The organism is Mesorhizobium sp. WSM4310 (assembly GCF_007003935.1).
Classification (GTDB): domain Bacteria; phylum Pseudomonadota; class Alphaproteobacteria; order Rhizobiales; family Rhizobiaceae; genus Mesorhizobium.
The window spans coordinates 154516-181042 of the sequence record NZ_VFTA01000011.1; the positions used below are offsets into that span (position 1 = coordinate 154516).

The window sequence follows — 26527 nt, forward strand, 5'->3', positions numbered from 1 at the left end:
CCTCGCGGAGGGACGAGAAGCAGAGGCCGCCCCCCTCAACTCATCCACTGGCCGCCATCGACATTGTAGGTCTGGGCGACGATGTATTCGGCCTCGTCGCTGGCCAAGAAGACGGCCATGCCGGCGAGGTCCTCCGGCCTGCCCATCCGGCCGTAAGGCACCCCTTCGCCAACAAGCCGCTTCTTCTCGCCCTTCGGCCGGTTCTCGTATTTGGCAAACAGGGCATCGACCTGATCCCACATGTCGCTGTCCACGACCCCGGGCGCGATGCCATTGACGTTGATGCGGTGCCTGATCAGGTCGAGCCCGGCCGACTGGGTCAGCGAAATGACGGCGGCCTTGGTGGCGCAGTAGACGCCGACCAGCGGCTCGCCGCGCCGTCCGGCCTGGCTCGCCATGTTGATGATCCTGCCGCCCTTGCCCCGCGCGATCATCGAGCGGGCGGCCGCCTGCAGCATGAACAGCGTGCCTGCCACATTGACGGAGAACAGTTTTTCATAGCTCGCCCGCGAAATCTCGACGATCGGCGCCAGATCGAACAAAGCGGCGTTGTTGATCAATATGTCGAGGCCGCCGGTCCTCGTCTCGACCGCCTTCACGGCGGCGTCGATGGAGGCCTGGTCCGTGACATCGAGTTTGACCGCATAGGCCTTGTCGCCGATCTCTGCCGCTGTCATTTGGGCGGCCTCGAGATTGATATCGGCAATGGCAACGACAGCGCCTTCGCGCGCATAGGCTTCGGCGAAGGCCTTGCCGATACCACGCGCCGATCCCGTGATCAGCGCCGATTTGCCTTTCAGCCTCACGTCGCCATCGCCTTGCCGTCGGGGCCGAAGCGATGCAGCTTGGCCTTGTCGGGCGTGAGGTAGATGGTGTCGCCATGATGCACGGCCAGTTCGCCGTCGGCACGCACCGTCAGCGGACCGACGCCGTCGGTCTGGACATGCAAGAAGGTGTCGGAGCCCAGATGCTCGGCAACGCCGACGGTGGCCTTCCATTCGCCCGCCGTGGTCGAAATCTGCATGTGCTCGGGGCGGATGCCGATGGTCTTGGCGCTATATTTGGCGGCCGGAGCGCCCTCGACCAGGTTCATCTTCGGCGAGCCGATGAAGCCGGCGACGAACAAATTGCGCGGCGTCTTGTAGAGCTCCATCGGCGAGCCGACCTGCTCGATATTGCCGGCATTCAGCACGACGATCTTGTCGGCCATGGTCATCGCCTCGACCTGGTCGTGGGTGACGTAGATCATGGTCGTCTTGAGCTGATGGTGCAGTTCGCTGATCTCCAGCCGCATCGTGCCGCGCAGGGCGGCATCGAGGTTGGACAGCGGCTCGTCGAACAGGAAGGCCGAAGGTTGGCGCACGATGGCGCGGCCTATGGCGACGCGCTGGCGCTGGCCGCCGGAGAGCTGGCCGGGCCGGCGTTCGAGATAATTGGTGAGGTTCAGGACCCGCGCCGCGTCCTTCACCTTCCGGTCGATGGTAGCCTGGTCCTCGCCCGCCATCTTCAGCGGGAAGGCGATGTTCTTGGCCACTGTCATATGCGGGTAGAGCGCGTAGGACTGGAACACCATGGCGAGCTTGCGCTTGGCCGGCGCCTCGCCGGTGACGTCGCGGCCGTCGATGTTGATGGTGCCGCCGCTGGTGTCCTCCAGCCCGGCGATCAGCCGCAGCAGCGTGGACTTGCCGCAACCGGACGGGCCGACGAAGACGACGAACTCGCCATTCTCGATCACCAGGTCAATGCCCGGAATAATGACCGTCGACCCGAACGATTTGGAGACGTTCTTGAGCGTGATGTTTCCCATGGTTTCCTCCCCGAGGGGTTATTGTCCGACGTTCTTGAGCGTCACGTTACGCCACGGCTTACTTCACGGCGCCAAAGGTCAGGCCGCGCACCAACTGCTTCTGGCTGAACCAGCCCATGATCAGGATCGGCGCGATCGCCAGCGTCGAGGCCGCCGAAAGCTTGGCCCAGAACAGGCCTTGCGGGCTGGAGAACGAACTGATGAAGGCAGTCAGCGGCGCTGCCTCCGTGGTGGTCAGGCGGATCGTCCAGAACGCCTCGTTCCAGGCCAGGATGATGTTCAAGAGCATGGTCGAGGCAATGCCGGGCACCGCCATCGGGGTCAGCACATAGATGATCTCGTTCCACAGCGAGGCGCCGTCCATGCGCGCCGCTTCCAGGATCTCGCCGGGGATCTCGCGGAAATAGGTGTAGAGCATCCACACCACGATCGGCAGGTTGATCAGCATCAGCATGACCATCAGGCCGATGCGGCTGTCGAGCAGGCCGGTGTCGCGGAAGATCAGGTAGATCGGGAACAGCACCGCGACCGCCGGCATCATCTTGGTGGACAGCATCCACATCAAAATGTCCTTGGTCCGCTTGGTCGGCGAGAACGCCATCGACCATGCCGCCGGAATGGCGACCAGCAGGGCCAGGACGGTCGATCCGACCGAGAGCAGCACCGAATTGAAGAAGAACTTGAAATAGCCGCTCTGCGCCTGAACCTCGGTATAGCTCTCGAAAGTTCCCGACGGGATCAGCGCGAAGCCCTGGATCGCCTCCTGTTCCGACTTGAACGAGGTGATGATCGTGTAGAGGATCGGGAAGAAGATCAGCAGGGCGACGATCCAGGCGGCTACCGTCGCGATCGTCTTGTGCTGGGTGGTGACTGCACGGGCCATCTTGTCCTCCCTTACTTGTCGAGGTTCTTGCCGACCGCGCGCATGGCGAAGAAGGCGACGATGTTGGCGAGAATGACGGCGATCACACCGCCTGCGGATGCCTGGCCGATTTTGAACTCCAGCAGCGCCTTCTGGTAGACGAGGAAGGGCAGGTTGGTGGAGGCGTAGCCGGGGCCGCCATTGGTGGTGACGAGGATCTCGGCATAGACCGAGAGCAGGAAGATCGTCTGGATCAGGATGACGACGGTGATGGCGCGCGACATGTGCGGCAGCGTCAGATAGATGAAGCGGCTGATGAAGCCGGCGCCGTCCATCTCGGCGGCTTCCTTCTGTTCGCCGTCGAGCGACTGCAGCGCGGTCAACAGGATCAGCGTCGCGAAAGGCAGCCACTGCCAGGCGACGATGATGATGATCGCCGTCATGGGATGCTGCCCGAACCAGTCGATCGGTTGCGCCCCGAAGAAGCGCGCTATGTCGGCGAACACCCCATATTGCGGGTGCATGATCATGTTCTTCCAGACCAGCGCGGCCACCGGCGGCATGACGAAGAACGGCGAGATGACGAGGATGCGCACGATGCCCTGTCCCCACATAGGCTGGTCGATCAACAGCGCCAAGAGGATGCCGCCGATCACCGTGATCAGCAGCACGCTGATCACCAGGATCAAGGTGTTGAGGATCGACTGCAGGAAGGCCGGGTTGGAATAAAACAGCGCGTAATTGGAGAAGCCGACGAACCCGTCGCGGATCGGGTTGAGCGGATTGTACTGCTGGAAGGAGAACCAGATGGTGATGACCAGCGGCACGATCATCCAGACGAACAGCAGCACGACGGATGGTGCCATCATGAAACGGGCAAGCGAACGGGTCTGCTGAGTAGCCATGACGGTCACCCTTCAATGGTCAGACTGGAATTTTCAGAGGCGTTGAAGGCGGCCGCCCGCGCTGGGAACTCGGGCGGCCGTTGCCGGTCGAGGAGGCAACCGGCATTCGGCACCGGGAGGAGCCTTACTTGATATACCCGCCTTCGGTCATCGCCGCGGTGGCGGCGTCCTGAGCCTGCTTCAGCGCATCGTCGACGCTCGACTGGCCGGCAAGCGCCGCCGAGAAGAGCTGGCCGACCGTGGTGCCAAGACCCTGGAATTCAGGGATGGCGACGAACTGGACGCCGACATAGGGCACCGGCTTGACGGTCGGATGCGTCGGGTCGGCGGCGTTGATGGAGTCCAGCGTCATCTTGGCGAACGGAGCCGCCTTCTGGTACTCGGCATTGGCATAGAGCGAGGAGCGCGTGCCCGGAGGAACGTTGGCCCAGCCTTCCTTCGAAGCGACGAGCTCGGCATAGTGCTTGCTGGTCGCCCACGACACGAACTTCTCGGCGGCGTCAGCCTTCTTGGTGCCGGCCGGAATGGCGAGCGACCATGCCCACAGCCAGTTGCCGCGCTTGCCGAGGCCATTGTCGGGCGCCAGGGCATAGCCGACCTTGTCCGCGACCTGGGATGCCTTGGGATCGGAGACGAAGGAGGCCGCGACGGTGGCGTCGATCCACATGCCGCACTTGCCCTGCTGGAACAGTGCCAGGTTTTCGTTGAAGCCGTTGGAGGACGCGCCCTCGGGACCGTCGGCCTTCATCAGGTCGACATAGAACTGCAAGGTCTTCTTCCACTCGGGCTGGTCGAATTGCGGCTTCCAGTTCTCGTCGAACCAGCGGGCGCCGAAGGAGTTCGACATGGCGGTCAGGAAGGCCATGTTCTCGCCCCAGCCGGCCTTGCCGCGCAGGCACACGCCGTTCACGCCATTGGCGCGGTCGGTCATCTTGTCGGCGGCCTGCTTGATGAAGTCCCAGGTCGGCGCGTCGGGCATCTTCAGTCCGGCTTTCTCCATCAGGTCCTTGCGGTACATGACGAAGGAGCTTTCGCCGTAGAAGGGCGCGGCGTAGAGCTTGCCATCGACCGAAAGACCGCCGGCGATGGCCGGGATGATGTCCTTGACATCATAGTCGTCGCCGAGCTTGTCGAGCGGCAGCAGCCAGCTCTGCTTGGCCCAGATCGGAACCTCGTAGGTGCCGATGGTCATCACGTCATACTGGCCGCCCTTGGTGGCGATGTCGGTGGTGACGCGCTCGCGCAGCACGTTCTCTTCGAGAGTGACCCAGTTGAGCTGGATGTCGGGGTTGGCCTTGGTGAAGTCGTCGGTCAGCTTCTGCATGCGGACCATATCGCCATTGTTGACCGTGGCGATGGTGATGGATTCGGCATGTGCGGCAAAAGCGAGAGCGCTGGCCGACAACAAGCCCAGGGTGAGCGTGCGCAGTTTCATCAAATTCCTCCCATGAACCAAGATGAGCATTTGCCTTGGCTGTGAGCAATTACTCACTTGCCGTGAATTATGTCAAGCCGGATTCGATGCTGCAGCGCAGCACCCGACCTGCCGATGGACGGACGACGGGAGCCGCACCCGCGCCCGATATCAGGCGGCGGGACAGGGAGGCCTGGAGGATTGGATCGGGAGAAAAGCGCCTCTCAGCAGGCGATCTCGGCCAGCAGCCAGTCGCGGAAGGCGCGGATCTTCGGCACGTTGCGGCGTGCTTCGGGATAGACCAGCCAGTAGGCGTGGCCGTCATCGCCAACCAGGTCGAAGGGCTGGATCAGGCGGCCGTCGGCAAGTTCCGCCTTGAACAGCGCCCGGGTCAGGATCGCCACGCCATGGCCCGCGATGGCCGCATTGGCCTCATAGGCCTGCGCGCCCATGCTGCTGCCGGGTCGCTTGGCAAGATCATGCGCATGCACGCCGGCCGTCTCGAACCATTGCGTCCACCAGACATCTCCCGGATCGAGGATCGGCAGCCGCAACAGGTCGGCCGGCTCCTTGACGCCGCCGATGCTCGCCGCGAGCTTCGGGCTCAGCATCGGCGTGAAATCGGCGTCGAGCAGCTTGTGGGCTTCTAGCCCCGGCCATTTGCCGCTGCCCGAGCGGATGGCGAGATCGACATCCTCGCGGGCGAAATCCGTCAGCCGGCTCGATGTTTCGAGCCGCACGGCAAGTGCTGGATGAGCCATCTGGAACGAGCCCAGATGATGCGCCAGCCAGTTCGAGGCAAAGGTCAGCACGGTGGTGACACACAGCAGCCCGTCCGCGCCGCCGCGCGCGGCGGCATAGGCCTGGCTGAGAATGGCAAAGGCCTCACTGACCGCCGGCGCCAGCCTTTGGCCGGCTTCGGTCAGCTCGATCTGCCGCGGACGGCGCAGGAACAGCGGCGCCCCGACGCGCTCTTCCAGCACCTTGATCTGATAGCTGACGGCGGCCTGTGTCATGGCGAGTTCCACGGCGGCCTTGGTGAAGGAAAGCTGCCGCGCCACCGCTTCGAACACCCGGATCGCCTGAAGCGGCGGCAGTTGCGAAACCTGCGGTGAGCTCAGATCCGGCATAAAGGCTCCTTATGGGTCCTTATCGACGTTCGATTGGCAAAGCCGGCTCGCAAGACCGACATTTACTGTCAACCCGTCATTCGGGTCCAGGATAGCGAAGGTTGACGATCATGACCATGGCGCAGCAAAAATGCACTCCCGCTCCCGATCACCGCTGGATTTCGTGGCTTGCGGACGGATTCGGCTGGTTCGCGATCAGAAAAAAGGCGCATCTCGATATCAGGGACCTGTCGCCGCATCTGCAGCGCGACCTAGGTTTCCTCGATGGCAACGACCCTTTCGGCCGGCACAGATAGACTTACTGGCTTTATCGCCAGAGGGTCGCCGCGGCCGCATCCGGGAGGCGGCAGCGCTTCCCGATCAGATGCTGGCCAGCAAAGCCGTCGCCGTCCGTTCGTCGGTGATGAGTCCGTTGACCAGCCGGCGATTCACGGCCGCCAGGATGCCCGGCAGCTTGCGCTCGCCCATGGCCAGCGCGATGACCAGCGATTTCTCGCGCGACGGCAGCGACGCCGACGACACCCGGTCGTTGGTGATGCCTTCGATCATGCGGCCTTCCCTGTCGAACACCCAGCCGACGATCTCGGCGATGCCGCCAGCCTTCTGCAAGGCCTTCAACTCGCTTTCGGAAATGAAGCCGTCCTCGTAGAGAGGCGCCTTCGGCCCGAGGTCGCCGATGCCGATGAAGGTGACATCGGCTTCCGCCGCAAGCGCCAGCGTCGGCTGGATCATCGGCTGGTTGAGCAGCATCTCGCGCTCCTGCGGCGAGGAGGCGATGACCGGCAGCGGCATCGGGAAGGAGCGCGCCTTGACCCGGTCGGCCATGGTGAAGATGACGTTGTAGAAGGCGGCCGAACCGTCAGGCGAAATGTTGCCGGTCAAGGACACCACCTTGTGCTGCGGGCATTCCATCGGCGGCAATTGCTCGATCGCCGCCTTCAGCGTGCGCCCTGTGCCGATGCCCATGACGATCGGCGTCGGAGAGCGCAGCCGCCGCTCGATCTCGGCCGCCGCCGCCTCGGCGATGCCGATGGTGGTGGAGGATGAATTGGGATCACTCGGCACCACTTCGACCAGGTCGAGCGCGAAGCGCGATTTCAGCCGGGCGGCAAGGTCCAGGCAGTTGGCGATCGGATGATCGACGCGGACTTTGATCAGGCCTTCCGACACCGCGAGCGACACCAGCCGCTGCGCCGTCTGCCGCGAGATGCCGAGCGTGGCGGCGATCTGGTCCTGTGTGTTGCCGGCGACATAGTAAAGCCAGCCGGCGCGCGCCGCGTCGTCCAGCCTGTTGCTGCCGCCATCCTGCCGGGTATTCACGTCCTGCCTCCGCAAACCGCTGCTCACAGGAGCGGTCCGCTCCCAGTTTCGCAGGGAACGGCTTTTTGCGCAATTGTCAATCTGAAGGGCAATTGTTTGGCGCGCACGGCCGGGATTTTCTCGCTTACACCATCGCGACGCGCAAAGCAGGGTGGCTTCGCTTCCGGCGGCAGTCGCCTTCTGTGATCGCGACGGTTTATCTCCCGGCGCAAACCCTTTAAGGGGATCGCAAAAGGAGCGCTGCATGACACCGAAGGCGGTTTTCTGGGACATGGACGGCACGCTGGTCGACAGCGAGCCGCTGCACGAGGCAGCCCTTGTGGCGGCAATGCGCAATGCTGGCCTCAAGCCGCCCGCCGACCTTCATGAGCGGGTGCTCGGCGTTGCCGCCTGGCCGGTCTACGAAATGATGCGCGACGAGTTCGGCCTCGATCTTCCCTTCGACGACTGGATCATGCACAAATACGAGCACTATCTGCCGCTGGTGGAGGGGCTGAAACCGCGACCTGGCGCCATAGAAGTCTTCAATGAATTGCGCGCGCTTGGCGTGCAGCAAGCGGTGGTCTCGAATTCGGACCGGATGATCGTCGACGCCAATCTGCGCATGGTCGGCCTCTTCTATCCAGGCATGAAAACGATCAGCCGCAACGATGTGCGTGATGGCAAGCCGCACGCCGAACCGTTCCTGCGCGCCGCGTACCTGGCCGATGTCGATCCCGCGCACGCCGTGGCGGTCGACGACAGCTGGCCCGGCGCCATGGCGGGACTGGCGGCGGGCATGAAGACGATCTTCTGGCCGGAAAAGCCGATGGGAGGACCGCCTGGCGCCGTCGTCATCAACAGCGCCGAGGAATTGCGGGCTCAGCTCGGGCTCTAGTTCCGGTAGACCGGCTCTTCCTCGTCGAGGATGGCCTTCAACTCGGCGAGATGGCGCTCGGCCTGGCCCGGATAATCATCCATTTCGCTCGCCGTCTTCTCGGCAATGGCGTCGGACAGCGTGCGCAGCGGCCGGCCGGTCCACAGCGCCTTGATATAGGTCTCGGCAGCGCGCTCGAAATAGAACATGCGGTTGAAGGCATCGGCGACGGTGTCGCCGATCACCAGCACGCCGTGATTGCCCATCACCATGACCTTGACCTTGGGGTCCGTGAGAAGCTGCGAGCAACGCTCGCCCTCTTCTTCGAAAGCCAGCCCGCCATAATGCGCGTCGACGACATGGCGGTTGAAGAACATCGCCGAATTCTGGTCGATCGGCGGCAATGTCGAATCGGCCAGCGAGGCCAGCACCGTGGCATGGATCGAATGCACATGCATGACGCAGCGCGCGTGCGGCACGTTGCGATGGATGGCGCCGTGCAGGCCCCAGGCCGTCGGGTCGGGCGCATTGGGGCCCGACAGCGTGTTCGGATCGTTGGCGTCGATCAACAACAGGTCGCTCGCCTTGATGCGCGAGAAATGCACCTGGTTGGGGTTCATCAGGAACTGCGTGCCGTTTTCATTGACCGCCAGCGAGAAATGGTTGGCCACCGCCTCGTGCATGTTGAGCCGCGCCGTCCAGCGAAAGGCACAGGCGAGATCGACGCGCTCTTCGTAGAAGGGCAGGTTGGTCAGCGTTTCCTTCTGCAGGCGGGCGATGCTCATCGAAATCCTCCGGTTTTGGCGAGAATGCCGCGACCGACTGCTGCCCGCAACGGGTTTCGGTTGGTGCAGGGGAGCTGATGCCTGTCAGGCCGCCGTGCTGGTGGCGGTGCCAACCCTCAGCCCGCCATGCTCGACGATGAAATCGATGACCTCCCGCAAGCCTTTGCCGCGCGACAGATCGGTAAAGCCGAACGGCCGCTTGCCGCGCATGCGGGCGGCGTCGCTCTCCATCACGTCGAGGTTGACGTTCACATAGGGCGCCAGATCGCTCTTGTTGATGATCAGGAAATCGGAACGGGTGATCGCCGGTCCGCCTTTCCTTGGGATTTCCTCACCCTGGCAGACCGAGATGACATAGAGCGTCAAATCCGCGAGATCCGGCGAGAAGGTGGCGGCAAGATTGTCGCCGCCCGATTCGATGAAGATGATGTCGAGATCGGGGAATTTCCGGTTGAGCTCGGCGATCGCCTGCAGATTGATCGAGGCGTCCTCGCGAATGGCGGTGTGCGGGCAACCGCCGGTCTCGACGCCGACGATGCGGTCTTCCGGCAGCGCCTGCAGCCGGGCCAGCATCATGGCGTCTTCCCTGGTGTAGATGTCGTTGGTGACGACGGCGATGGAGAACTCGTCGCGCAGCGCCTTGCAGAGTTTTTCGGTGAGCGTCGTCTTGCCGGAGCCGACAGGGCCGCCAATACCGATGCGAAGGGGACCGTTGGCTTGGGTCATGTCGGGAACTCCATGATGACAAGGATTGCGAAGCCGAGCCCGATCAACAGGCACAGCGGCGAATAGTAACGCACATCGAGCCGCGCGAAAGGCTGTTTGGGCGCCAGGCGCCGCCACCACGGCGTGAAGCCGGCAATGCCGCGTCCCAGGAACACCAGCCCGATGAGCAGCGAGGTGGCGGCAAGGCCCTCCCTCGGGAAAGGCGAGGCAAAGAAGCCGATGAGCGCCAGCGGCCAGAGCGTCGCCAGGCCGAGACAGGCGGCAACGGCGAAACTGGCGAAGGGCGTCGGCATTTCCTCGACGCCGCGAAAGCCGACGACCGCGCGGGCGCAGGAGGCCGCATCCCTGCCCGGCCAGATGCCGCCAATGCCCCAATAGACGTGCAGTGCCGTGATCAGCAGCAGGACGAATGAAAGCGCGAAGGCGAGGACGATCATGAACGGAACAGCCGCGAATACTGGGTTTCGTGCCGCATCGCCATGATATCGGCGACGAAGGCGCAGCCGCCGAGATCGTCCAATGTCGAACCGGACGCGCGGTCGGCGGTCGAGAGCGCCAACGGCTCGAAGCCGGCCAGCAGCGTGGTGGCTTCGCTCTGGCCGACGACACCGAGCCTGATCGCCGCCTGGACGAGGTTGGAGAAGAAGGCCTGCAGGAAGGCGGACAGCGCGTCCTGCAGTGCAATGCCATTGCCGCCGGCAATGGCGCCGATGGCGATGCAGTAGGCGCATTCGGCGGGCAGGCGCGCCAGCACCGGATTGGGCCAGGCGGCGGCCGCTTTGAGGAAGGCCGCGCCTTGCAGCATGGTCTCGGTATGGCGTTCCCGCGAACCGGCGAGCGCCTCGGCCAATGCGGCCACTTCGTCAAGATCGCCCGCGTTGCGGGCGCGGCGCCAGCTCTCGGAAAACAGCACGGCATCGTTCCAGCCCGAGCCCATCTCGACCAGCGTTTCCAGCCAGTCGCCCAGGCTCCCGGCATCGGCAACCAGCCCGTCGTGCACCGCCCGTTCGAGACCGTGGCTGTAGGCAAAGCCGCCAACCGGAAAGGCCGGCGACAGCCACGCCATCAGCCGCAGCAGGGCGATGCTCGAAGGCTGGTCAGTCATGGTCGTGGTGATGATGGTCGTCGTGGGAATGGCTATGCGCGTGCGAATGGGCCTCCGCATGGCTGTGCGCATGCGCGTGCCCGTGATCATGCCCGCCGGAATAAGCGCCGCGCACCGGCTTGAACGGTTCGGAGACCTCGCGCACCGTGGCGCCGAGCCCTTCCAGCATTGCCTTGATGACATGGTCGCGCAGGATGACGATGCGATCCGCCTCGATGCCTGCCGCGAGGTGACGGTTGCCGATATGCCAGGCCAACTCGGTCAGATGCACGCCGTCGCGGGCGCGGATGTCGTAGACCTCTTCCGGCGCCGCGATGATCTCGACATGGCGGCCATCCTCCAGCACCAGCCGGTCGCCATCGTTCAGGGCGACGGGTTCGGGCAGGTCGACCAGCACCTTGCTGCCGTCGGACAGTTCGATGGCGCGGCGGCGCAGATGCCGCTCGTCATGCGCAAGCACAGCCTTGGCAAACGCCGGCGCCGCGCCCGCCTCGCCCGCGGCCAGCACCGAGACAGCGCGCGGGAATTTGGTGAAGTCGGTGTTGAGGTTGAGCTTCATTTCATGGAGCCTCCGTTGGCCTGTGCCCGTGCGCGGGCTGGGCGCGAAAGCACCCGGTCGAAATAGGCGTTGACGCGGTCGGACTCGATCGGGAATTTTCCGGCGCGCGCCCAGTTGCCCATGTCGCCGAGCAGCACGTCGACGGCGGAAAACCGGTCGCCCAGCGCAAACGGCTTGTCGCCGAGCCGGCGGTCCAGTGCCTTGGCTTCCGAGGCGAAATCGTACGCCGCCGCCGGGCCGACATCGACGCGTACCTCCTTCGGCAGCAGGAAGCGGTGGCGCAATTTGTTCCACAGCGGCGCCTCGAACTCGCTCTGGGCAAAATGCATCCAGGAATCCATCTCGGCACGGCCGGCGACTCCGGGGCTGGCGCCCATGCCTTTGTCAGCGTGCTTGTCGGCGAGATAGACGCAGATCGCCGCCGAATCCGTCACCGTCAGCTCGCCGTCGATGAGGACCGGCACCTTGCCCGATGGGTTGAGCGCATAGGCTTCCGGCGAGCGCAGTCTGACTTCGACGAATTCATAGGGCTGCCCGAGCTCCTCGAGCATCCAGAGAACGCGGCTGACCCGGGATCCGCGTGATCCGACGGCCTTGTACATGCTGGGATCCTGTCTTTTCCTGGACTCTAGACCATCCGCTACAGTCATACGATCGTGTCGAAGAGCCGCAGGATGAACGATATCTGGTAGATCAGCGCTGCCGCGACGAAGGCGATGTGGAAGCGGCGGTCGCGCACCAGGATCGCCGCGATGCACAATGCGACGAAGACCGGCGTGCGGAACAGATATTCGTTGCCGAAGCGGGCAAAATGCTCAGGCCCTTTCAGCAGCGTATCGACCACATCGAGCAGATAGGTCGCCGCCAGCAAGCCGAAGAACCAGCCTCGGCGCGAATAGAAGAAATCCTCGTAGCTGGTGTAGTCCAGCATCGAATCGGGAAACAGCAGCGCACACAGCAGGAACAGCGTGATCGCGTAGAAGATGATGAACAGGTATTTGCCGAAGGTCCAGGTCTCGATGGCGTAGAGCCCGAACTCCCACCACCAGAAATGCACCAGCATCAGAAGCACCGAGGCGACCCAGGCCAGATGCACGGGATAGAGCCGGTATTGGCCGGGATGCTGGACGATGCGCGCCACCCCCGACAGCAGGCGGGCGACACCAAGCCCGATCACCATGCCCATGACGATGCGGATATGCGGGAAGATGTCGTGGGGAGAGGCGATTTCGGTGGCCATGCCTGATCACGATGCGTTTCTGCTAGACCGCATATTGCGGCCTATGCCTACCAGCCGCAACGGAATTTGGCCGGCCGACCTCAGAACAGAAAATACCGCTGCGCCATCGGCAGCACCGTCGCCGGCTCGCAGGTCAGCAACTCGCCATCGGCGCGCACTTCGTAGGTTTCCGGATCGACTTCGACATGCGGCGTGGCGTCGTTGAGCACCATGGAATGCTTGCCGATGCCGCCACGGGTGTTTTCCACGGCGACGAACTGTTTTTCGACGCCAAGCCGGCCATGCAGCCCCGACTCGAGTGCCGCCTTGGAAACGAAGGTCACCGACGAGTTGGTCCTGGCCTTGCCATAGGCGCCGAACATCGGCCGGTAGTGCATCGGCTGCGGGGTCGGGATCGAGGCGTTGGGGTCGCCCATCGGGGCGGCGGCGATCATGCCGCCGATCAGCACCATCTCCGGCTTCACACCGAAGAAGGCCGGGTTCCACAGCACCAGGTCGGCACGCTTGCCGACGGCGATCGAGCCGATGTCTTTCGACAGCCCATGCGCGATGGCCGGATTGATGGTGTATTTGGCGATGTAGCGGCGGACGCGGAAATTGTCGTTGTCGCCGGTCTCCTGCGGCAGCGAGCCGCGCTGGCGCTTCATCTTGTCGGCGGTCTGCCAGGTGCGGATCGCCACCTCGCCGACGCGGCCCATGGCCTGGCTGTCCGACGAGATGATCGAGAAGGCGCCAATGTCGTGCAGGATATCCTCGGCGGCGATCGTCTCCTTGCGGATGCGGCTTTCGGCAAAGGCGATATCCTCGGGAATCGACGGCGACAGATGATGGCAGACCATCAGCATGTCGAGATGCTCGGCCAGCGTGTTGACCGTGTAGGGCCTTGTCGGATTGGTCGAGGACGGGATCACATTGGGCAAGCCGCAGACCTTGATGATGTCGGGCGCATGGCCGCCGCCCGCGCCCTCGGTGTGGAAGGCGTGGATGGTGCGGCCCTTGATCGCCGCCACCGTGTTTTCGACGAAGCCGGATTCGTTCAGCGTGTCGGTGTGGATCATCACCTGCACGTCGTAATCGTCAGCCACCGACAGGCAGCAATCGATCGCTGCCGGCGTCGTGCCCCAGTCCTCATGCAGCTTCAGCGAGCAGGCGCCGCCCAGCACCATTTCCTCCAGCGCCGCCGGCAGCGAGGCGTTGCCCTTGCCCGACAGGCCGATATTCATCGGGAAGGCGTCGAAGGACTGGATCATGCGGGCCATGTGCCATGGCCCCGGCGTGCAGGTGGTGGCGAGCGTGCCATGCGCCGGCCCGGTGCCGCCGCCGAGCATTGTGGTGATGCCGCTCATCAGCGCTTCCTCGATCTGCTGCGGGCAGATGAAGTGGATATGCGCGTCGAAGCCGCCGGCGGTGAGGATCTTGCCCTCGCCGGCGATGATTTCGGTGCCGGGGCCGATGATGATGGTGACGCCATCTTGCGTGTCTGGATTGCCGGCCTTGCCGATCGCCGCAATGCGGCCGTCCCTGAGGCCGATATCGGCCTTGAAGATGCCGGCGCTGGCGTCGATCACCAAGGCGTTGGTGATGACGGTGTCGACCGCGCCCTGGGCGCGGGATACCTGGCTCTGGCCCATGCCGTCGCGGATCACCTTGCCGCCGCCGAATTTTACTTCCTCACCGTGAATGGTGAGGTCCTTTTCGACCTCGATGAAGAGTTCGGTGTCGGCCAGCCTGACCTTGTCGCCGACAGTCGGCCCATACATCTGGGCGTAGGCGGCACGCGAGATTCTGGCCATCAGCGATTGCTCCCGAAATGCGGTGTGGTTGAGGCTGGGCTGCACATTGTCGCCATCCAATGGTCACGCAATGACCCGCTGAGTGACACCTTCTGATCCCATTTGGCGGTTGAGGTTGGCAGGTCACCCCAAAACGACCGTTTGCCAAATCGATGGAAGGAAAATCCATGCGCAAAACGATAATTCTTGCAGCCGCCGCCAGTCTGATGCTGGCCGGTGCCGCCAGTGCCCAGCAGCAGCCCGCTCCGGCCACGCCTGCCCCCAAGGCGACGACTCCCGCCCCCGGCGGTCAGCAGGCCGCGCCGGCGATCCAGAGCGTCAACATTGTCGACATCACCGAGCTGCCGAAGGACACCCAGACGCAGGTCAATCAGGTGATCGCCCAGCGCGGTGAGGCCGGCCTGCAGAAATTGCGCAGCTCGATCGACGCCACCCCCAAGGTGAAGTCCGCCCTCCAGGCCAAGGGAATTACCTCGGCGCAGGTGGTCGCTGCCAGCATGGAACCAAACGGCGCACTGACCCTGATCACCAAGAAGGCCAGCTGACGACACGGCGCGGCGGGCCGGTACCCGGTCCGCCGGCCGTATTGCGAGGGGAACCATGGCAAGGCTGGAGTCGTTTCGCTTCCTGATTGTTGAAACAGATTGCGAAAGCGAACGATGACCTCCACCACCTCGCCCGATGCCCGATGGCCGCATGCCATTGCGGCGGCCGCGTTTCTGGCAGCGAGCCTTCCCCAGGCCGCGCTGAATGCGCAGGGCCGCGAAAGCCCGGAGACCGTCGACCGGATCGTCGGCTCGCAGGTCAACGAGGAACAGGCCAAGACAACGGCAGAAATCGGAAAAGTCAGTTCGGCGATCGACCGCACGCGCGAAAACATCGGCACGGTGCGCAAGACCTCCAAGCTCGACAAGGTCGATATCGTGTTCCTGACCGACGCGGCGCGCAGCGAAGGCGGCCCGCCGCCGGTCATCGAGAACAAGGTGCGGCAGCACAAGGATGATGTCGCCGAATTGCGCAAGGAGATCGAGGCGAACGCCCTGCTCTTCAATGCAATCGATTCGCGGCGCTTGGCTGCGCAGGACGTTCTTGCCGTCGCGTTCGACGATCCGGGAAAGATCGTCATCTATGCGGCCGCCAAGCCGTCGGACTGAGCCGAAAGCACGATTTGCTTTCAGGCTTGCCCAAACGCCGTTCGCGGTCTTCGAAGGCCAAGCGCGAGACGCCACAGAACTCACAGCTTGCCCATCACCTTCTGCTGGAATCCAAAGACCTCGCGCTTGCCGCCGAGCGGTACCAGCGTGACGTCGCGTTCCTGTCCCGGCTCGAAGCGCATGGCGGTTCCGGCGGCGATGTCGAGGCGCATGCCGCGCGCCCGTTCACGGTCGAATTTCAGCCCCTCATTGGTTTCGAAGAAATGGTAGTGGCTGCCGACCTGGATCGGCCGGTCGCCGCTGTTGGCGACTTTCAGGGTGACGGTCGGCAGGCCCTTGTTGAGCTCGATGTCGCCTGGGACGGGGATGATTTCGCCGGGGATCATCTGATGTCACACGAGGCCGAAGGCAAGACCAAGACCGATCGTAGCCCAAGCCGCTCCCGCGGCACGAGCCAGACCACGGAACCTCATGCCAAGGCTCATTCCGGCGGCGATGCCAACGGCATGGAGCAGCACCGTGGCGACGGCAAAGCCGGCCGTATATTCGAGCCCGCCGGCATTTTCCGGGACTTCGGTGCCGTGGGCGTGGCCGTGGAACAGCGCGAACAGGCCGATAATGGCGACGCCGGCCGAGACGGGCAGATCGACCGCCAGCGCCACCAGCAGGCCGAGCGCCACGACGGAGGCCAGTATGCCCGGCTCGACGAAGGGCACCGGCACATGCGCCATGCCGAGCGCCGCGCCGGCAAGCATCACGCCGACAAAGGCCGCCGGCCACGCCCAGATGGCCCTGCCACCCTTGATGGCCGCCCACAGGCCGACGGCGATCATCACGGTCACATGATCGAGGCCGGACAAGGGATGCATGAAGCCGGCCGTGAAGGAGGAGGGGGGGCCGATGCCGACATGGGCATAGGCCGGCATGGCGGCGGCCATGAGCAGGATCGCCGCGAGGCACAGGCGTTTGGCACGGATCATTCTACTTGCCTTTCGTTTGCGATTCAGCAGTCACGCTGCCTTGCGCGGGCCGCAGCCCTCGGCCTTGAGGACGCGCTTGGTCGACGCAGGGTATTTTTCCAGCTTCGCTGCCGGGCGGATCGGCCGGGCCGAAAAATTGCCGCCGCAATTGGGGCAGACGCCGCCCAGCACGTTTTCCACGCAATCGGCGCAGAAGGTGCATTCGAAGGTGCAGATCAGCGCATCAGTCGCCTCCGGCGGCAGGTCCTTGTCGCAGCACTCGCAGTTTGGGCGCAAATCGAGCATCTCGGTCTCCTCACCTGATGGGTTCGTGCACGGTCACCAGCTTGGTGCCGTCGGGGAAAGTCGCTTCCACCTGCACGTCATGGATCATCTCAGCGATCCCTTCCATCACCTGCGTGCGGGTGACGACATGGGCGCCGGCCTCCATCAGTTCGGCCACCGGGCGGCCGTCGCGTGCGCCTTCGACGACGAAATCGGTGATCAGCGCTATCGCTTCCGGATGGTTCAGCTTGACGCCGCGCTCCAGCCGCTTGCGTGCCACGATCGCCGCCATGGCGATCAGCAGCTTGTCTTTTTCCCTCGGCGTCAGGTTCATGCGTTTTCCAGAATCACAGTGACCATAATTTGGGCAGTCCCGCCCTCCCATTGAGCAATCCGACGAGCGGAACCAGCCGCTGGCGCAGTTGGTAGCCGTCCCCGGCGTAAAGCCTCGCAAGAAGCTTGCCAGATGCCTGCACCCCCCAGGCGCTGGCGCCGCCCTGGTCGCCGATGATCTCACGGACCGGGCCGAGAAAGGCCTCGGCTCGCGGCGACACCAGCAGCAGCGTCGCCACGGCGATCGCGCCGCCGGTGGCCGCCGGACGTGCCAGGGCACCAGTGATATCGGGTCCGATGCGGAAATCCTCGGCATGGATGAGCAAACCATCCTGGCGAACGCGCCAACGGTCACGGAAAGTGCCTTGCGCGGCGCTTTCGCCCATGGCCAGGCGGCCGAAGACGGTGGCTTCCAGCACCAGCGCCTCGGCCCCCCCGGCGAGTTCGACGTCCAATGTGCGGGCAAAGGCCGCCCGGTCGAAGACGATGGTCTCCTGCGGCAGCCAGGCGATGCGGGCGTTCTCGCCGACCGTCAGCTTGACCCGCACCTCTGCTTGGTCGGATGCGGCGCGGTAGACCTTTTCGCAGGCCTGGGTCGTTATCGACGCCGAGGCATTGGCGCCGACATCCACATCCCAGCCGATGCGGTCGCCGCCGGTCAGTCCGCCGCCGGTGTTGATCAGCACCGCCTCCAGCGGGTCGGCCGAAACGGCCGGCAGCCTTATCTTGGCGGAACCGTCCTGATAGAGGCGCCGCAGGCGCGTGCGGTCGCCGGCGCTGGCGCAACCCAGCTGCGCCAGACCCGCGGCGCGCTGGGCCAAAGAGGCCGAAAACTTCGTATATTCGATCGTATCCACGCCGTCAGGTTAAGCACTGCGGCGGTTTTGTCGATATATAGCTTGTTGCTTGATGGCGTTTCCGTTTCTATAGAGGGAGCCACCTCGATACGGTCAGGCGATGCTTGGCGGGGGTAGAAGGCGACGATCGCGGCCTGATATCGAGGACAGAAGGCGCTGTTCAGTTGGCGTCGAGAAACGACAAAGTGGGGAAGAAACCGAATGGCTGACCAGCTGGCAACGGACATCATCGAAAATATCAAGGCCCATGCCGAGCCGGGCGGTGAAGAAATCACCACCAGCACCGAATTGACGTCGCTCGGCATCCATTCGCTGGAGCTGACGGAGATCATCTTCGACCTCGAGGAGCAGTATGGCATCGAGATCGAGATGAACACGGTCGATGCCTGGAGCAATCTGAAGAATGTTGGCGACATGGTCGAGGCCGTTCGCGCGCTAATCGCGAAAAAAGCCTGACCGAATGCTGAAACGCGTCGTCATTACCGGCATTGGCGGGCTGTGCGGCCTAGGCGTCGATGCGCAGTCGATCTGGGCTGAAATGCGGGCCGGCCGTTCGGCCATCGGCCCGATCGACAATCCCTTCCTGCATGACCTGAAGGTCAAGACCGGCTGCGAGATCAAGGCGCTGCCCGATCACGGCATCGAGCGCAAGCAGCTGGTGTCGATGGACCGGTTCAGCCTGCTGGCGGTTATCGCTGCGAAGGAGGCCATGCACCAGTCCGGCCTGGCCCCGCATGCCGACAACACCTATCGCATGGGAACCATTGTCGGCGTCGGCGTATGCGGCTTCGAGACCGTCGAGGAGAACTATCGCGCCATTCTGATCGAGGGCAAGAATCGCGCCGGCATCTTCACCGTGCCCAGGGTCATGCCGGGCGCGGCCTCCGGCCAGGTCAGCATGCACCTTGGCCTGCGCGGACCGGTCTTCGGCGTCACGTCGGCCTGCTCGTCGGCCAACCACGCCATCGCCTCGGCGGTCGACCAGATCAGGCTCGGCCGCGCCGACGTCATGGTCGCCGGCGGCACCGAAGCGCCGCTGGTCTGGGGCGTCCTCAAGGGTTGGGAGGCATTGCGCGTGCTGTCGCCCGACACCTGCCGGCCGTTCTCGGCCGACCGCCAGGGCCTGGTGCTGGGCGAAGGCGCCGGCATGGCGGTTCTGGAAAGCTACGATCACGCCATGGCGCGTGGCGCCACCATCCTCGCCGAAATCGCCGGCGCCGGCCTTTCGGCCGATGCCTCCGACATCGTCGCCCCGACCATCGAGGGACCGGAAGCGGCGATGCGCTTCTGTCTCGCCGATGCAGGGCTCAATCCCGAAGACATCGATTATCTCAACGCGCACGGCACCGGCACCAAGGCCAACGACCAGATCGAGACCAACGCGATCAAGCGCGTCTTCGGCGAGCACGCGCGCTCGCTGTCGGTCTCCTCGACCAAGTCGATGCACGCCCATTGCCTGGGCGCTTCGGGCGGGCTGGAAATGATCGCCTGCGTCATGGCGATCCGCGAAGGCGTGGTGCCGCCGACCGCGAATTACCGCGAACCCGATCCCGATTGCGATCTCGACGTGACGCCCAATGTCGCGCGCGAGCGCAAGGTGCGCGCCGCGATCAGCAACGGTTTTGCTTTCGGCGGCACCAACGCGGTGCTGGCATTCAAGGCCATCTGATCCCGGCGGTAACTACCGCCCCCCGGGGCGGTGACCACCTGCCTCCGCGCGATCTTACGCGCGCTCGGCGATCCGCCGCGGTGGATTCGGTTTTCTGTCCGTGCATGGCGAAACTGTCGCCGGCATATTGATCCTGCCCGGCCGTGCGCCTAATTCTTGGCCACCCGCCAACACCGCGCCCCGTGGCGCAAATCCCCCCGCTCAGGAGTTTTTCGATGGCCGACCTGTCCGCCTTTCCGATCACCAGCCGTTGGCCGGCCAAACATCCCGACCAGATCCAGCTCTATTCCGCAACGACGCCGAACGGCGTGAAAATATCGATCGCGCTGGAAGAGCTCGGCCTGCCCTATGAGCCGCATCTGGTCAACATCAGCAAGGACGAAAGCTGGACGCCGGAATTCCTGTCGCTCAACCCCAATGGCAAGATCCCGGCGATCATCGATCCCAACGGCCCGGACGGCAAGCCGATCGGCCTTTTCGAATCCGGCGCCATCCTGCTCTATCTCGCGGACAAGACCGGCCTGCTCGTCCCGGCGGACGCAGCGCGGCGCTACGAGACGATCCAGTGGGTCTTCTTCCAGATGGCTTCCGTCGGGCCGATGTTCGGCCAGGTCGGCTTCTTCCACAAATTCGCCGGCCGCGAGATCGCCGACAAGCGCCCGCTGGAACGCTACCGCGACGAATCGCGGCGGCTGCTCGGCGTGCTCGATGGCAGGCTGAAAGGCAGCAAATGGATCATGGGCAACGACTACACCATCGCCGACATCTCGCTGCTCGGCTGGGTGCGCAATTTGATCGGCTTCTATGAAGCACGCGACCTCGTCGGTTTCGATGATTTCGCCAATGTGGCGGCATGGCTGGAGCGCGGCCTGGCGCGGCCGGCGGTCCAGAAGGGCCTGACCATTCCGACAAAGGGCTAGAACGGCCTGTCGCCGTAAGGCGAGGCCCTTTGCCAAAGATGCTCGGCCGGACGAAGCAGCCTGCTTATTTCGCCTTGGCCTTCGAGCCACCCTTGCCGATAACGGAGGCCGCCAGCGAGACGGCGCCGCGCGCGGTTGCGACGACGGCGCCTGCGGCGACATTCGCTGCCGTTCGAACGGCACCGGCTTTGGCCGGCGCCGATTTGCGCGGGCTGGCGGTCTTGGCGGCCGGTACGACCTTTCGGGGCGCGGCCTTGCCGAAAGCAGCCTTGCCGTCTTTCGAGCGTTCAGCAATCGCCGGACCAGCACCGGCTTTCGCTTGAGTTGCCTTCGCGGGCCTCGTCTTGGCTGGTTTTTTTGCCTTGGTTGCCATTGGAAAATCCCTTACGCCGGACAAACGGGTTCTGAGGCATAACGGCGCGAAACTCTTAAGGTTCCCGCCCCAAAATACGGAAAATTAAGCGTGTTAACCAATGATCAGGTCGGCGGCCCGGCGCCGGGCCAGCACACGTTCGATGTTGGGCAGATCGTTGGAGGCGATCCAGGCGCGCGCCTCCTCGTCCGAACGGCCATGGCCGTGCCAGCGCTCCATCAGGCGGCGCTCGAGCTCATTGCGCGGCACGTCGACGAAGATCGAGAAATCGAACAGCGGCGCCAGCCGTGACCATGGCTCCTCGTCGAGCAGCAGGTAATTGCCTTCGACCAGGATGAACTTGGTCTCGGTGCCGACGATCGCCGCGGCGGCGCGCGACAATTCCATGCTGCGGTCGAAGACCGGAATGGCGATGTCGGGTTCACCGGCCCGGATGCGCTTCAGCAGGGTCTCGAAGCCGGCGAAGTCGAAGGTCTCCGGTGCGCCCTTGCGCGCCCGCAGGCCGCGCGCGTTGAGCACGATGTCGTCATAGTGGAAGCCGTCCATCGGTACGACCTCCACCGCCCCTTCCGGCAAAAGGTCATGCAGGCCGGCCGACAGCGTGGACTTGCCGGAGCCTGGCGGTCCGGCGATGGCGACGATGAAGCGCTTTGCCTTGCCGGCGCGCTTGAAGATGGTGGCGGCGAGGTGGGCGATTTCGGACATGGGAGCCTCACTTTGCCTGGATGATCGGCGAAACATTACGCTGCATTTTGGCGGCAGTCGGCGGAAATTTCAAACCCCGCGCTCGCGCAAACCTCGCCTCAGGCGGCCGCGGGCTGGCCGATGCGCAGGAACGCGCTGTCGAATGCCACTTCCCTGGTCGATCCGCCCGCCGCGAGCCGCATCCGGCCGTCGGCCGTGGTGATCTCTCGCGGCGGGGTGCCGCCGGACGGGGACAGGGCGCCGATGACATGGCGGAACGAAAAGCCGCGGCCTTGGCCGAGCACAAAGGCGGTCGCCACGCCTTCGCGCTTCAGCCAATTGTCGCCGATCGAGGCGGCATGGCCTATCGCCGAGCGGCCGTCCTCTATGCCGAGCACCCCGAGATGCCGGCCGCTCCACGGCGCGTAGTCGCGCCCGCCATTGCTCAGCCACAGCATGGTAACGGGCAGCTCCGCGGGGTTCTTCAGCACCAGCACCAGATCGTCCTCGGCCTGGCGTGCCAGCGCCGTCCAGCCCGGACCGCCATGGTCGGCCTCGACCAGGGTGACGAAATCCTCACGCCGGTCCTCCATGCGGTATTGCGTCAGGTCGGCCGAGCCGCCGCCGGCGGCGGGAAACTGGGCGAGGTCGGCCGAGCGCGCCGGATAGGCCAGCATGAAGCGGCCGCGCGCGGGATCGGGCTCCAGCGGATCGGCCAGCGTCGCGGCAAAGCGCTTCGGCGAAAAGGCCAGCCTGCCGCCGCCTTTCATCACCGTCATCGGGTGATGGGCGACGGAAATCGCGCCGGAGCCGCCGGAAAACACATGTTCCTGATAGAGGAACGGATGGCCGTCGATGAGCGTAAGAATCTTGTCGACGCTGGCTCCCATGACCTTGTGCCGCAGCCGGAAGACCGCTCGCCAGCCGCTCTCCGTGGCACTGCTCTCGGTGACATCCCAGGCACTGTTGGCCGTCCAGCCATGCAGCGGCGCTTCCTCGACATCGCTGCGCGAAAACGGCGCGCAGAGGAAGTCGCCGGACAGCCGGACCGTGCCTTGCGGCAGGTCCTTCGGCAGCGTCTCGCCTGCGTCGACCCAGGGCGCGCGGTGCAGCGGCTTCAGCCGGCGCCCGCCGCTCTCGACGGTCATGTCGGCGATGTGGCCGACGGTGAGGTCGAGCGAAACCGAAATACCCCTGGCCTTGATCGTGATCGTATCCATAGCGCTCTCACCCGAATCTGACGGGCGCAAGCAGAACCCTTTCGGCGGGGATTGCGCAAGCGTGATGTCGACCACTTCCACCAAGTCTGGTGGCCAGCCCGCCTCAATCCCTGGGAACGGCGGCAGCAATCCCGGCCGTTCGACAAACCAGCCAAAAGCATTGATGGCGAGCGCAGCCGAACTTTGAGGACTGTCCAGTTTTCCGCTACCTGGTTCGTTTCCTCCGGCCTTGTTCAGCCGATCCAGAACGTGATCGGCCGGTACACCTTCGCGCGATTTGGGAAAGGCTTGGAAACAGCAGACCTGCAGTCAGCCGCACGCGTGCTGGTAACGCTGAAATAGGTGTGAGCTTTCGGGAGGTTGTCCATTCGGACCTGACCGAGGAGACTGGGGGTGCATGGCCCACCGCATCCCGGATTGATCGTGATGGCACGATAAGCCTTTACCCCTCCGCGGGCGGTCGGCCAGTTCCGAGGTGGTCGTGCTGGGCGAGACCACGTGGCGGATTGGTTTGGTCGCTTCCGAAGGCGCCTGCAGTCAACCAGATGATTACGCCTTCAGGCTCGTCCGGGCCAAGCTCTACGTCTCTGTACGAAGGCAATGACGGCCATTTTGTCAAAACATGGCTCCTTTGCGCAAAGTGGATAGCGGGCCAGTAACATTAGATATAGTTTATGAAGAAACTGCGCGAAATCAATTGGCGCAACATTGCCGACTCACGGCTGGCGGGGACTATGAATAGACAAGACGTATTCCGGATAAGTGTGCTCGGCGTATCCAGTACCTTCGCCGAGGCTGCGATGAGGTGCGGCGCCAAGGGTTTGCTGGGGGTTGCCGTGACGGCGCTCGCCAACCTGGCAATGGTTCCGGGCGTTCACGCGGCGGAAGGTGGCGCAAGCTTCTACCTCCTTGGCTCGCGCGGCCCCATGGCGGGCTTCACCCCGCCGCCAGGCGTCTACTTCCAGAACGACTTTTATATCTATTCCGGCAATGCAAGCGTCGATCTCGACCTCGGCGGAAAGCTCGTGGCGGACGTCCATGCGAAGGCCCTTATCAATCTCTCGACCGCCCTTTGGGTTTCTCCATGGCAGGTTATGGGCGGCAATCTGGCATTCACCGCGACCGTACCGATCGGCGGACCCGATATAACGGGCAGAATTCTCCCGAGCCCGTTTTCGGTGTCAGACAGCATCACGACCCTGGGCGATCCCGTGCTTGGAAGCTTCATCGGCTGGCACAGTGGCGATTTTCACTGGCAGACCGGAGTGAGCGTGAACGTCCCGGTGGGTGAATACCACGAGGGCGACATCGCCAATCTGTCGTTCAACCACTGGGCCGCCGACATTTACGCATCGGGCACGTGGCTGAACTCCGCCACCGGCCTTGAACTCTCGGCGGCAACCGGCATCACCTTCAATGGCGAGGATACGGCGACCCACTACAAGAACGGCACGGACTTCCACTTCGAGGGAACAATCGACCAACACTTCAGCAAAGCTTTCGACGTCGGTTTGGTTGGCTACTATTACAATCAGTTGACCGACGACACCGGATCCGGAGTACCCCCGGTGCTTGGCGGGTTTAGAGGCGAGGTGGCGGCGATCGGAGCCACCGCGGGCTATAATTTTCAGGTTGGCAAGCTGCCGGTTTCGACCCGGATCAAATATTTCCACGAGTTCGACGCCAAAAATCGTCTCGAGGGCGATTCGGTTTTTCTAACGGTTGCCATGCCGCTTTGGGTGGCTGGGCACTGAGCGCAGGAAGGGCTCATATTTTCAGTTGGCCTAAGCCAAAGTTGGCTAGCGCCAACAAAAAAGGGAGGGCTAAGATGAGCAGCGATCGAGACTTTCCGGCGGAAGCCGGTACAAGCAACAAAATCACGCGCCGGGACGCATTGATGGCCGGCACGGCGGTAGCCGTTTCCCGCTTGGTTGCACCAATCGGCCTTTCGGGCGCGCTCGCTGGCCTCGCCGGCGTTCAGCAGGCAGAGGCACAGCCGGCGGCCCCCAACATCGTCTACATCATCTCCGACGATCAGGGCTGGAAGGACGTGGGCTTCCACGGCTCGGATATCAAGACGCCCAACATCGACAAGCTCGCCGCCGAAGGCGCGCGGCTGGAACAATTCTATACCCAGCCGATGTGCACGCCCACCCGCGCGGCGCTGATGACTGGCCGCTATCCACTGCGCTACGGGCTGCAGATGGGCGTTATCCCGTCAGGTGGCAGTTACGGCCTTGCCACCGACGAGTATCTCCTGCCCCAGATGCTCAAGGACGCAGGATACAAGACCGCGATGGTGGGCAAGTGGCATCTTGGTCACGCAAAGACTGAATACTGGCCGCGCCAGCGCGGATTCGATTCGTTCTACGGCGCCCTGGTCGGCGAAATCGATCATTTCAAGCACGCTTCTCATGGCGTGATGGACTGGTACCGCAACAACAAGCCGCTGAAGGAGCCTGGCTTCGATAATACCCTGTTCGGCACGGAAGCCGCCAAGGTAATCGAAAAACATGACGGCAAGGCGCCACTATTCCTGTATCTGGCATTCACCGCACCGCATTCGCCCTACCAGGCACCCGAAGAGTACATCAAAAAATATGCTCATGTCGCCGATGAGCAACGGCGGCTCTATTCCGCCATGGTCTCCGTCATGGACGACGAGATCGGCCGGGTTGTTGCCGCGCTCGAGAAGAAGAAGATGCGCGACAATACAATCATCATCTTCCAGAGCGACAATGGCGGCGTGCGGGATGCAATGTTTGCGGGCGAATCGAAGGTCGGAAACAGCCTTCCGGCCGACAATGGGCCATATCGCAGCGGCAAGGGCACGCTCTATGAGGGTGGCACCCGTGTCTGCGCTCTGGCGAACTGGCCGGGCAAGGTGAAGGCCGGTGACGTGAACGGCCTGATACATGTCTCGGACATTTATCCGACCCTTGCTGGGCTTGCCGGAGCGAAGCCAACCAAGAACAAGCCGCTCGACGGCATGGATGTCTGGGGGACGATCAGCGAAGGCAAACCCTCGCCCCGCAGCGACATGGTCTACAATGTCGACCCGACAGGCGGCGCAATCCGTGAGGGCGATGTGAAGCTTGTATGGTCGGCCGGCGTGTTGGAGCGCGTCGAACTGTTCGACCTAGCCGCCGACAAGTCCGAAACTACTAACCTGGCCGACAAGAAGCCGGACAGCGTCAAAAAAATGAAGGCGAAGATCGTGGATATCGCCAAGCAAATGGCACCGCCGCTGCTGATCGGGGAGGCGATCAAGCTGACCTTCGGTGCACCGCCAATTGCAGCGGATCCATCCTCGATGTTCAATCAACTCGGAGACTAGTTCGGCCCGGATCAAAGTTCGCTTCTATGGAACTATAGTCATGAATGATGCAGGGATGGCTGTGCCGTCTACGGAGGATCTGGAGCATGTTCGTTCCGTTCCTAGGCACAGCCCGCCATTTCCAAACATGGTGCGAATCCCTGGTGGCGAATTCCTAATGGGATCAGACCACCATTATCCGGAAGAGGCTCCAACCCACCGCGTCGTGGTCGATGGTTTCTGGGCGGATGTGAC

Annotated in this window: 34 protein-coding genes; 11 read left to right on the forward strand and 23 right to left on the reverse strand. The window is 63.6% G+C overall.

Features of this window, described 5'->3' with window-relative positions; all coding sequences use genetic code 11:
• Window positions 1-35: 35 nt before the first annotated feature.
• The 6 genes from FJV80_RS14740 to gcvA all read right to left on the reverse strand — a co-directional run bounded on the left by FJV80_RS14740 (window position 36) and on the right by gcvA (window position 6118).
• Entirely contained in the window at window positions 36-806 is a 771-nt protein-coding gene (locus tag FJV80_RS14740; RefSeq protein ID WP_095790536.1) for an L-iditol 2-dehydrogenase, read from the reverse strand.
• Complete coding sequence (locus FJV80_RS14745) at window positions 803-1807, reverse strand: ABC transporter ATP-binding protein (protein ID WP_095773207.1); 1005 nt, start codon at window positions 1805-1807, stop codon at window positions 803-805. The genes FJV80_RS14740 and FJV80_RS14745 overlap by 4 nt, the downstream gene beginning before the upstream one ends.
• Window positions 1808-1865: 58 nt before the next feature.
• A complete protein-coding gene (locus FJV80_RS14750; protein WP_019862521.1) occupies window positions 1866-2690 on the reverse strand; it encodes a carbohydrate ABC transporter permease in 825 nt (274 codons plus the stop codon).
• An 11-nt stretch (window positions 2691-2701) separates the two neighbouring features.
• On the reverse strand, window positions 2702-3574 hold the full coding sequence (locus FJV80_RS14755; RefSeq protein WP_027047618.1) for a sugar ABC transporter permease: 873 nt from the start codon (window positions 3572-3574) through the stop codon (window positions 2702-2704).
• A gap of 124 nt (window positions 3575-3698) precedes the next feature.
• A complete protein-coding gene (locus FJV80_RS14760) occupies window positions 3699-5009 on the reverse strand; it encodes a sugar ABC transporter substrate-binding protein (RefSeq protein WP_095773206.1) in 1311 nt (436 codons plus the stop codon).
• A gap of 203 nt (window positions 5010-5212) precedes the next feature.
• Window positions 5213-6118 (reverse strand): transcriptional regulator GcvA, encoded by a 906-nt coding sequence (gene gcvA, locus FJV80_RS14765; RefSeq protein WP_095773205.1) that lies wholly within the window; start codon window positions 6116-6118, stop codon window positions 5213-5215.
• Between the two features lie 110 nt (window positions 6119-6228).
• Between gcvA and FJV80_RS14770 the strand changes: the two genes are divergently transcribed.
• Window positions 6229-6414: a hypothetical protein gene (locus tag FJV80_RS14770; protein WP_095773430.1), complete on the forward strand. Its 186-nt coding sequence runs from the start codon at window positions 6229-6231 to the stop codon at window positions 6412-6414.
• A 64-nt stretch (window positions 6415-6478) separates the two neighbouring features.
• On the opposite strand, the gene FJV80_RS14775 is transcribed toward FJV80_RS14770, so the two are convergent.
• Window positions 6479-7438: a sugar-binding transcriptional regulator gene (locus FJV80_RS14775; RefSeq protein WP_010912814.1), complete on the reverse strand. Its 960-nt coding sequence runs from the start codon at window positions 7436-7438 to the stop codon at window positions 6479-6481.
• A gap of 244 nt (window positions 7439-7682) precedes the next feature.
• On the opposite strand from FJV80_RS14775, the gene FJV80_RS14780 reads away from it, so the two are divergent.
• Complete coding sequence (locus tag FJV80_RS14780; RefSeq protein ID WP_095773204.1) at window positions 7683-8315, forward strand: HAD family phosphatase; 633 nt, start codon at window positions 7683-7685, stop codon at window positions 8313-8315.
• Here the strand turns inward: FJV80_RS14780 and FJV80_RS14785 are convergent.
• The 8 genes from FJV80_RS14785 to ureC all read right to left on the reverse strand — a co-directional run bounded on the left by FJV80_RS14785 (window position 8312) and on the right by ureC (window position 14505).
• Window positions 8312-9079, reverse strand: a complete 768-nt coding sequence (locus FJV80_RS14785; protein WP_095773203.1) for a class II aldolase and adducin N-terminal domain-containing protein — start codon at window positions 9077-9079, stop codon at window positions 8312-8314. The genes FJV80_RS14780 and FJV80_RS14785 overlap by 4 nt on opposite strands.
• Window positions 9080-9163: 84 nt before the next feature.
• Window positions 9164-9805, reverse strand: coding sequence for an urease accessory protein UreG (gene ureG, locus FJV80_RS14790; RefSeq protein ID WP_010912817.1), 642 nt, complete (start codon window positions 9803-9805; stop codon window positions 9164-9166).
• On the reverse strand, window positions 9802-10242 hold the full coding sequence (locus tag FJV80_RS14795) for a DUF3995 domain-containing protein (RefSeq protein ID WP_142876762.1): 441 nt from the start codon (window positions 10240-10242) through the stop codon (window positions 9802-9804). The genes ureG and FJV80_RS14795 overlap by 4 nt, the downstream gene beginning before the upstream one ends.
• Window positions 10239-10910, reverse strand: coding sequence for an urease accessory protein UreF (locus FJV80_RS14800; protein WP_142876778.1), 672 nt, complete (start codon window positions 10908-10910; stop codon window positions 10239-10241). The genes FJV80_RS14795 and FJV80_RS14800 overlap by 4 nt, the downstream gene beginning before the upstream one ends.
• Window positions 10903-11469: an urease accessory protein UreE gene (gene ureE, locus FJV80_RS14805; RefSeq protein WP_095790530.1), complete on the reverse strand. Its 567-nt coding sequence runs from the start codon at window positions 11467-11469 to the stop codon at window positions 10903-10905. The genes FJV80_RS14800 and ureE overlap by 8 nt, the downstream gene beginning before the upstream one ends.
• On the reverse strand, window positions 11466-12071 hold the full coding sequence (locus FJV80_RS14810) for a glutathione S-transferase family protein (protein WP_142876763.1): 606 nt from the start codon (window positions 12069-12071) through the stop codon (window positions 11466-11468). The genes ureE and FJV80_RS14810 overlap by 4 nt, the downstream gene beginning before the upstream one ends.
• 44 nt (window positions 12072-12115) lie before the next feature.
• Window positions 12116-12709, reverse strand: coding sequence for a hypothetical protein (locus FJV80_RS14815; protein WP_095773198.1), 594 nt, complete (start codon window positions 12707-12709; stop codon window positions 12116-12118).
• Between the two features lie 80 nt (window positions 12710-12789).
• Window positions 12790-14505 (reverse strand): urease subunit alpha, encoded by a 1716-nt coding sequence (ureC, locus tag FJV80_RS14820; RefSeq protein WP_179296452.1) that lies wholly within the window; start codon window positions 14503-14505, stop codon window positions 12790-12792.
• Between the two features lie 164 nt (window positions 14506-14669).
• On the opposite strand from ureC, the gene FJV80_RS14825 reads away from it, so the two are divergent.
• The gene (locus tag FJV80_RS14825) at window positions 14670-15047 is read left to right on the forward strand and encodes a hypothetical protein (RefSeq protein WP_095773428.1); all 378 of its coding nucleotides are present in this window, start codon (window positions 14670-14672) and stop codon (window positions 15045-15047) included.
• 114 nt (window positions 15048-15161) lie between these two features.
• Window positions 15162-15656, forward strand: a complete 495-nt coding sequence (locus FJV80_RS14830) for a hypothetical protein (RefSeq protein WP_095773197.1) — start codon at window positions 15162-15164, stop codon at window positions 15654-15656.
• 80 nt (window positions 15657-15736) lie between these two features.
• Here FJV80_RS14830 and FJV80_RS14835 read toward each other — a convergent pair whose 3' ends face one another.
• Genes FJV80_RS14835 through FJV80_RS14855 form a run of 5 tightly spaced genes read right to left on the reverse strand, consistent with a single transcriptional unit; the run spans window position 15737 to window position 18090 of the window.
• Window positions 15737-16042, reverse strand: coding sequence for an urease subunit beta (locus FJV80_RS14835; RefSeq protein ID WP_095773196.1), 306 nt, complete (start codon window positions 16040-16042; stop codon window positions 15737-15739).
• Between the two features lie 6 nt (window positions 16043-16048).
• Entirely contained in the window at window positions 16049-16636 is a 588-nt protein-coding gene (locus tag FJV80_RS14840; RefSeq protein ID WP_095790528.1) for a HupE/UreJ family protein, read from the reverse strand.
• A gap of 30 nt (window positions 16637-16666) precedes the next feature.
• Window positions 16667-16921 carry a DUF1272 domain-containing protein gene (locus FJV80_RS14845; protein WP_095790527.1) on the reverse strand — a complete coding sequence of 85 codons (255 nt, stop codon included), beginning with the start codon at window positions 16919-16921 and terminating at the stop codon, window positions 16667-16669.
• A 10-nt stretch (window positions 16922-16931) separates the two neighbouring features.
• Window positions 16932-17234 (reverse strand): urease subunit gamma, encoded by a 303-nt coding sequence (locus tag FJV80_RS14850; RefSeq protein WP_019862540.1) that lies wholly within the window; start codon window positions 17232-17234, stop codon window positions 16932-16934.
• Between the two features lie 13 nt (window positions 17235-17247).
• Complete coding sequence (locus tag FJV80_RS14855; protein ID WP_142876764.1) at window positions 17248-18090, reverse strand: urease accessory protein UreD; 843 nt, start codon at window positions 18088-18090, stop codon at window positions 17248-17250.
• A gap of 201 nt (window positions 18091-18291) precedes the next feature.
• Between FJV80_RS14855 and FJV80_RS14860 the strand changes: the two genes are divergently transcribed.
• The 3 genes from FJV80_RS14860 (at window position 18292) to FJV80_RS14870 (ending at window position 20679) form a co-directional block, all read left to right on the forward strand.
• Complete coding sequence (locus FJV80_RS14860; protein WP_142876765.1) at window positions 18292-18546, forward strand: acyl carrier protein; 255 nt, start codon at window positions 18292-18294, stop codon at window positions 18544-18546.
• Between the two features lie 4 nt (window positions 18547-18550).
• A complete protein-coding gene (locus FJV80_RS14865; RefSeq protein WP_095773192.1) occupies window positions 18551-19759 on the forward strand; it encodes a beta-ketoacyl-[acyl-carrier-protein] synthase family protein in 1209 nt (402 codons plus the stop codon).
• 215 nt (window positions 19760-19974) lie between these two features.
• Window positions 19975-20679: a glutathione S-transferase N-terminal domain-containing protein gene (locus tag FJV80_RS14870; protein ID WP_142876766.1), complete on the forward strand. Its 705-nt coding sequence runs from the start codon at window positions 19975-19977 to the stop codon at window positions 20677-20679.
• Between the two features lie 64 nt (window positions 20680-20743).
• On the opposite strand, the gene FJV80_RS14875 is transcribed toward FJV80_RS14870, so the two are convergent.
• The 3 genes from FJV80_RS14875 to FJV80_RS14885 all read right to left on the reverse strand — a co-directional run bounded on the left by FJV80_RS14875 (window position 20744) and on the right by FJV80_RS14885 (window position 22956).
• A complete protein-coding gene (locus FJV80_RS14875; protein WP_142876767.1) occupies window positions 20744-21052 on the reverse strand; it encodes a hypothetical protein in 309 nt (102 codons plus the stop codon).
• Between the two features lie 93 nt (window positions 21053-21145).
• Window positions 21146-21757, reverse strand: a complete 612-nt coding sequence (locus FJV80_RS14880) for a nucleoside triphosphate hydrolase (RefSeq protein ID WP_095790523.1) — start codon at window positions 21755-21757, stop codon at window positions 21146-21148.
• A gap of 98 nt (window positions 21758-21855) precedes the next feature.
• Complete coding sequence (locus FJV80_RS14885) at window positions 21856-22956, reverse strand: hypothetical protein (protein ID WP_142876768.1); 1101 nt, start codon at window positions 22954-22956, stop codon at window positions 21856-21858.
• 51 nt (window positions 22957-23007) lie between these two features.
• On the opposite strand from FJV80_RS14885, the gene FJV80_RS14890 reads away from it, so the two are divergent.
• From FJV80_RS14890 to FJV80_RS14905, 4 genes are all read left to right on the forward strand, one after another.
• Window positions 23008-23298 (forward strand): hypothetical protein, encoded by a 291-nt coding sequence (locus FJV80_RS14890; RefSeq protein WP_142876769.1) that lies wholly within the window; start codon window positions 23008-23010, stop codon window positions 23296-23298.
• A gap of 332 nt (window positions 23299-23630) precedes the next feature.
• On the forward strand, window positions 23631-24710 hold the full coding sequence (locus tag FJV80_RS14895; protein ID WP_246688970.1) for a transporter: 1080 nt from the start codon (window positions 23631-23633) through the stop codon (window positions 24708-24710).
• Between the two features lie 143 nt (window positions 24711-24853).
• Window positions 24854-26293, forward strand: coding sequence for an arylsulfatase (locus tag FJV80_RS14900; protein ID WP_246688971.1), 1440 nt, complete (start codon window positions 24854-24856; stop codon window positions 26291-26293).
• A 40-nt stretch (window positions 26294-26333) separates the two neighbouring features.
• On the forward strand, window positions 26334-26527 hold a 194-nt coding region (locus FJV80_RS14905), incomplete at its 3' end, for an SUMF1/EgtB/PvdO family nonheme iron enzyme (protein ID WP_246688972.1).

What these genes read in the sequence shown, in the direction of transcription:
- FJV80_RS14880 (WP_095790523.1), bottom strand. Translation starts at nt 21,757, where the DNA reads ATGTCCGAAATCGCCCACCTCGCCGCCACCATCTTCAAGCGCGCCGGC.
- FJV80_RS14870 (WP_142876766.1), top strand. Translation starts at nt 19,975, where the DNA reads ATGGCCGACCTGTCCGCCTTTCCGATCACCAGCCGTTGGCCGGCCAAA.
- FJV80_RS14770 (WP_095773430.1), top strand. Translation starts at nt 6,229, where the DNA reads ATGACCATGGCGCAGCAAAAATGCACTCCCGCTCCCGATCACCGCTGG.
- FJV80_RS14895 (WP_246688970.1), top strand. Translation starts at nt 23,631, where the DNA reads ATGAAGAAACTGCGCGAAATCAATTGGCGCAACATTGCCGACTCACGG.
- FJV80_RS14760 (WP_095773206.1), bottom strand. Translation starts at nt 5,009, where the DNA reads ATGAAACTGCGCACGCTCACCCTGGGCTTGTTGTCGGCCAGCGCTCTC.
- ureG (WP_010912817.1), bottom strand. Translation starts at nt 9,805, where the DNA reads ATGACCCAAGCCAACGGTCCCCTTCGCATCGGTATTGGCGGCCCTGTC.
- FJV80_RS14840 (WP_095790528.1), bottom strand. Translation starts at nt 16,636, where the DNA reads ATGATCCGTGCCAAACGCCTGTGCCTCGCGGCGATCCTGCTCATGGCC.
- FJV80_RS14780 (WP_095773204.1), top strand. Translation starts at nt 7,683, where the DNA reads ATGACACCGAAGGCGGTTTTCTGGGACATGGACGGCACGCTGGTCGAC.
- FJV80_RS14755 (WP_027047618.1), bottom strand. Translation starts at nt 3,574, where the DNA reads ATGGCTACTCAGCAGACCCGTTCGCTTGCCCGTTTCATGATGGCACCA.
- FJV80_RS14845 (WP_095790527.1), bottom strand. Translation starts at nt 16,921, where the DNA reads ATGCTCGATTTGCGCCCAAACTGCGAGTGCTGCGACAAGGACCTGCCG.
- FJV80_RS14800 (WP_142876778.1), bottom strand. Translation starts at nt 10,910, where the DNA reads ATGACTGACCAGCCTTCGAGCATCGCCCTGCTGCGGCTGATGGCGTGG.
- FJV80_RS14835 (WP_095773196.1), bottom strand. Translation starts at nt 16,042, where the DNA reads ATGATCCCCGGCGAAATCATCCCCGTCCCAGGCGACATCGAGCTCAAC.
- FJV80_RS14900 (WP_246688971.1), top strand. Translation starts at nt 24,854, where the DNA reads ATGGCCGGCACGGCGGTAGCCGTTTCCCGCTTGGTTGCACCAATCGGC.
- FJV80_RS14865 (WP_095773192.1), top strand. Translation starts at nt 18,551, where the DNA reads ATGCTGAAACGCGTCGTCATTACCGGCATTGGCGGGCTGTGCGGCCTA.
- FJV80_RS14815 (WP_095773198.1), bottom strand. Translation starts at nt 12,709, where the DNA reads ATGGCCACCGAAATCGCCTCTCCCCACGACATCTTCCCGCATATCCGC.
- FJV80_RS14750 (WP_019862521.1), bottom strand. Translation starts at nt 2,690, where the DNA reads ATGGCCCGTGCAGTCACCACCCAGCACAAGACGATCGCGACGGTAGCC.
- FJV80_RS14885 (WP_142876768.1), bottom strand. Translation starts at nt 22,956, where the DNA reads ATGGATACGATCACGATCAAGGCCAGGGGTATTTCGGTTTCGCTCGAC.
- FJV80_RS14785 (WP_095773203.1), bottom strand. Translation starts at nt 9,079, where the DNA reads ATGAGCATCGCCCGCCTGCAGAAGGAAACGCTGACCAACCTGCCCTTC.
- FJV80_RS14875 (WP_142876767.1), bottom strand. Translation starts at nt 21,052, where the DNA reads ATGGCAACCAAGGCAAAAAAACCAGCCAAGACGAGGCCCGCGAAGGCA.
- FJV80_RS14810 (WP_142876763.1), bottom strand. Translation starts at nt 12,071, where the DNA reads ATGTACAAGGCCGTCGGATCACGCGGATCCCGGGTCAGCCGCGTTCTC.
- gcvA (WP_095773205.1), bottom strand. Translation starts at nt 6,118, where the DNA reads ATGCCGGATCTGAGCTCACCGCAGGTTTCGCAACTGCCGCCGCTTCAG.
- FJV80_RS14745 (WP_095773207.1), bottom strand. Translation starts at nt 1,807, where the DNA reads ATGGGAAACATCACGCTCAAGAACGTCTCCAAATCGTTCGGGTCGACG.
- FJV80_RS14825 (WP_095773428.1), top strand. Translation starts at nt 14,670, where the DNA reads ATGCGCAAAACGATAATTCTTGCAGCCGCCGCCAGTCTGATGCTGGCC.
- FJV80_RS14850 (WP_019862540.1), bottom strand. Translation starts at nt 17,234, where the DNA reads ATGAACCTGACGCCGAGGGAAAAAGACAAGCTGCTGATCGCCATGGCG.
- FJV80_RS14860 (WP_142876765.1), top strand. Translation starts at nt 18,292, where the DNA reads ATGGCTGACCAGCTGGCAACGGACATCATCGAAAATATCAAGGCCCAT.
- FJV80_RS14795 (WP_142876762.1), bottom strand. Translation starts at nt 10,242, where the DNA reads ATGATCGTCCTCGCCTTCGCGCTTTCATTCGTCCTGCTGCTGATCACG.
- FJV80_RS14830 (WP_095773197.1), top strand. Translation starts at nt 15,162, where the DNA reads ATGACCTCCACCACCTCGCCCGATGCCCGATGGCCGCATGCCATTGCG.
- ureE (WP_095790530.1), bottom strand. Translation starts at nt 11,469, where the DNA reads ATGAAGCTCAACCTCAACACCGACTTCACCAAATTCCCGCGCGCTGTC.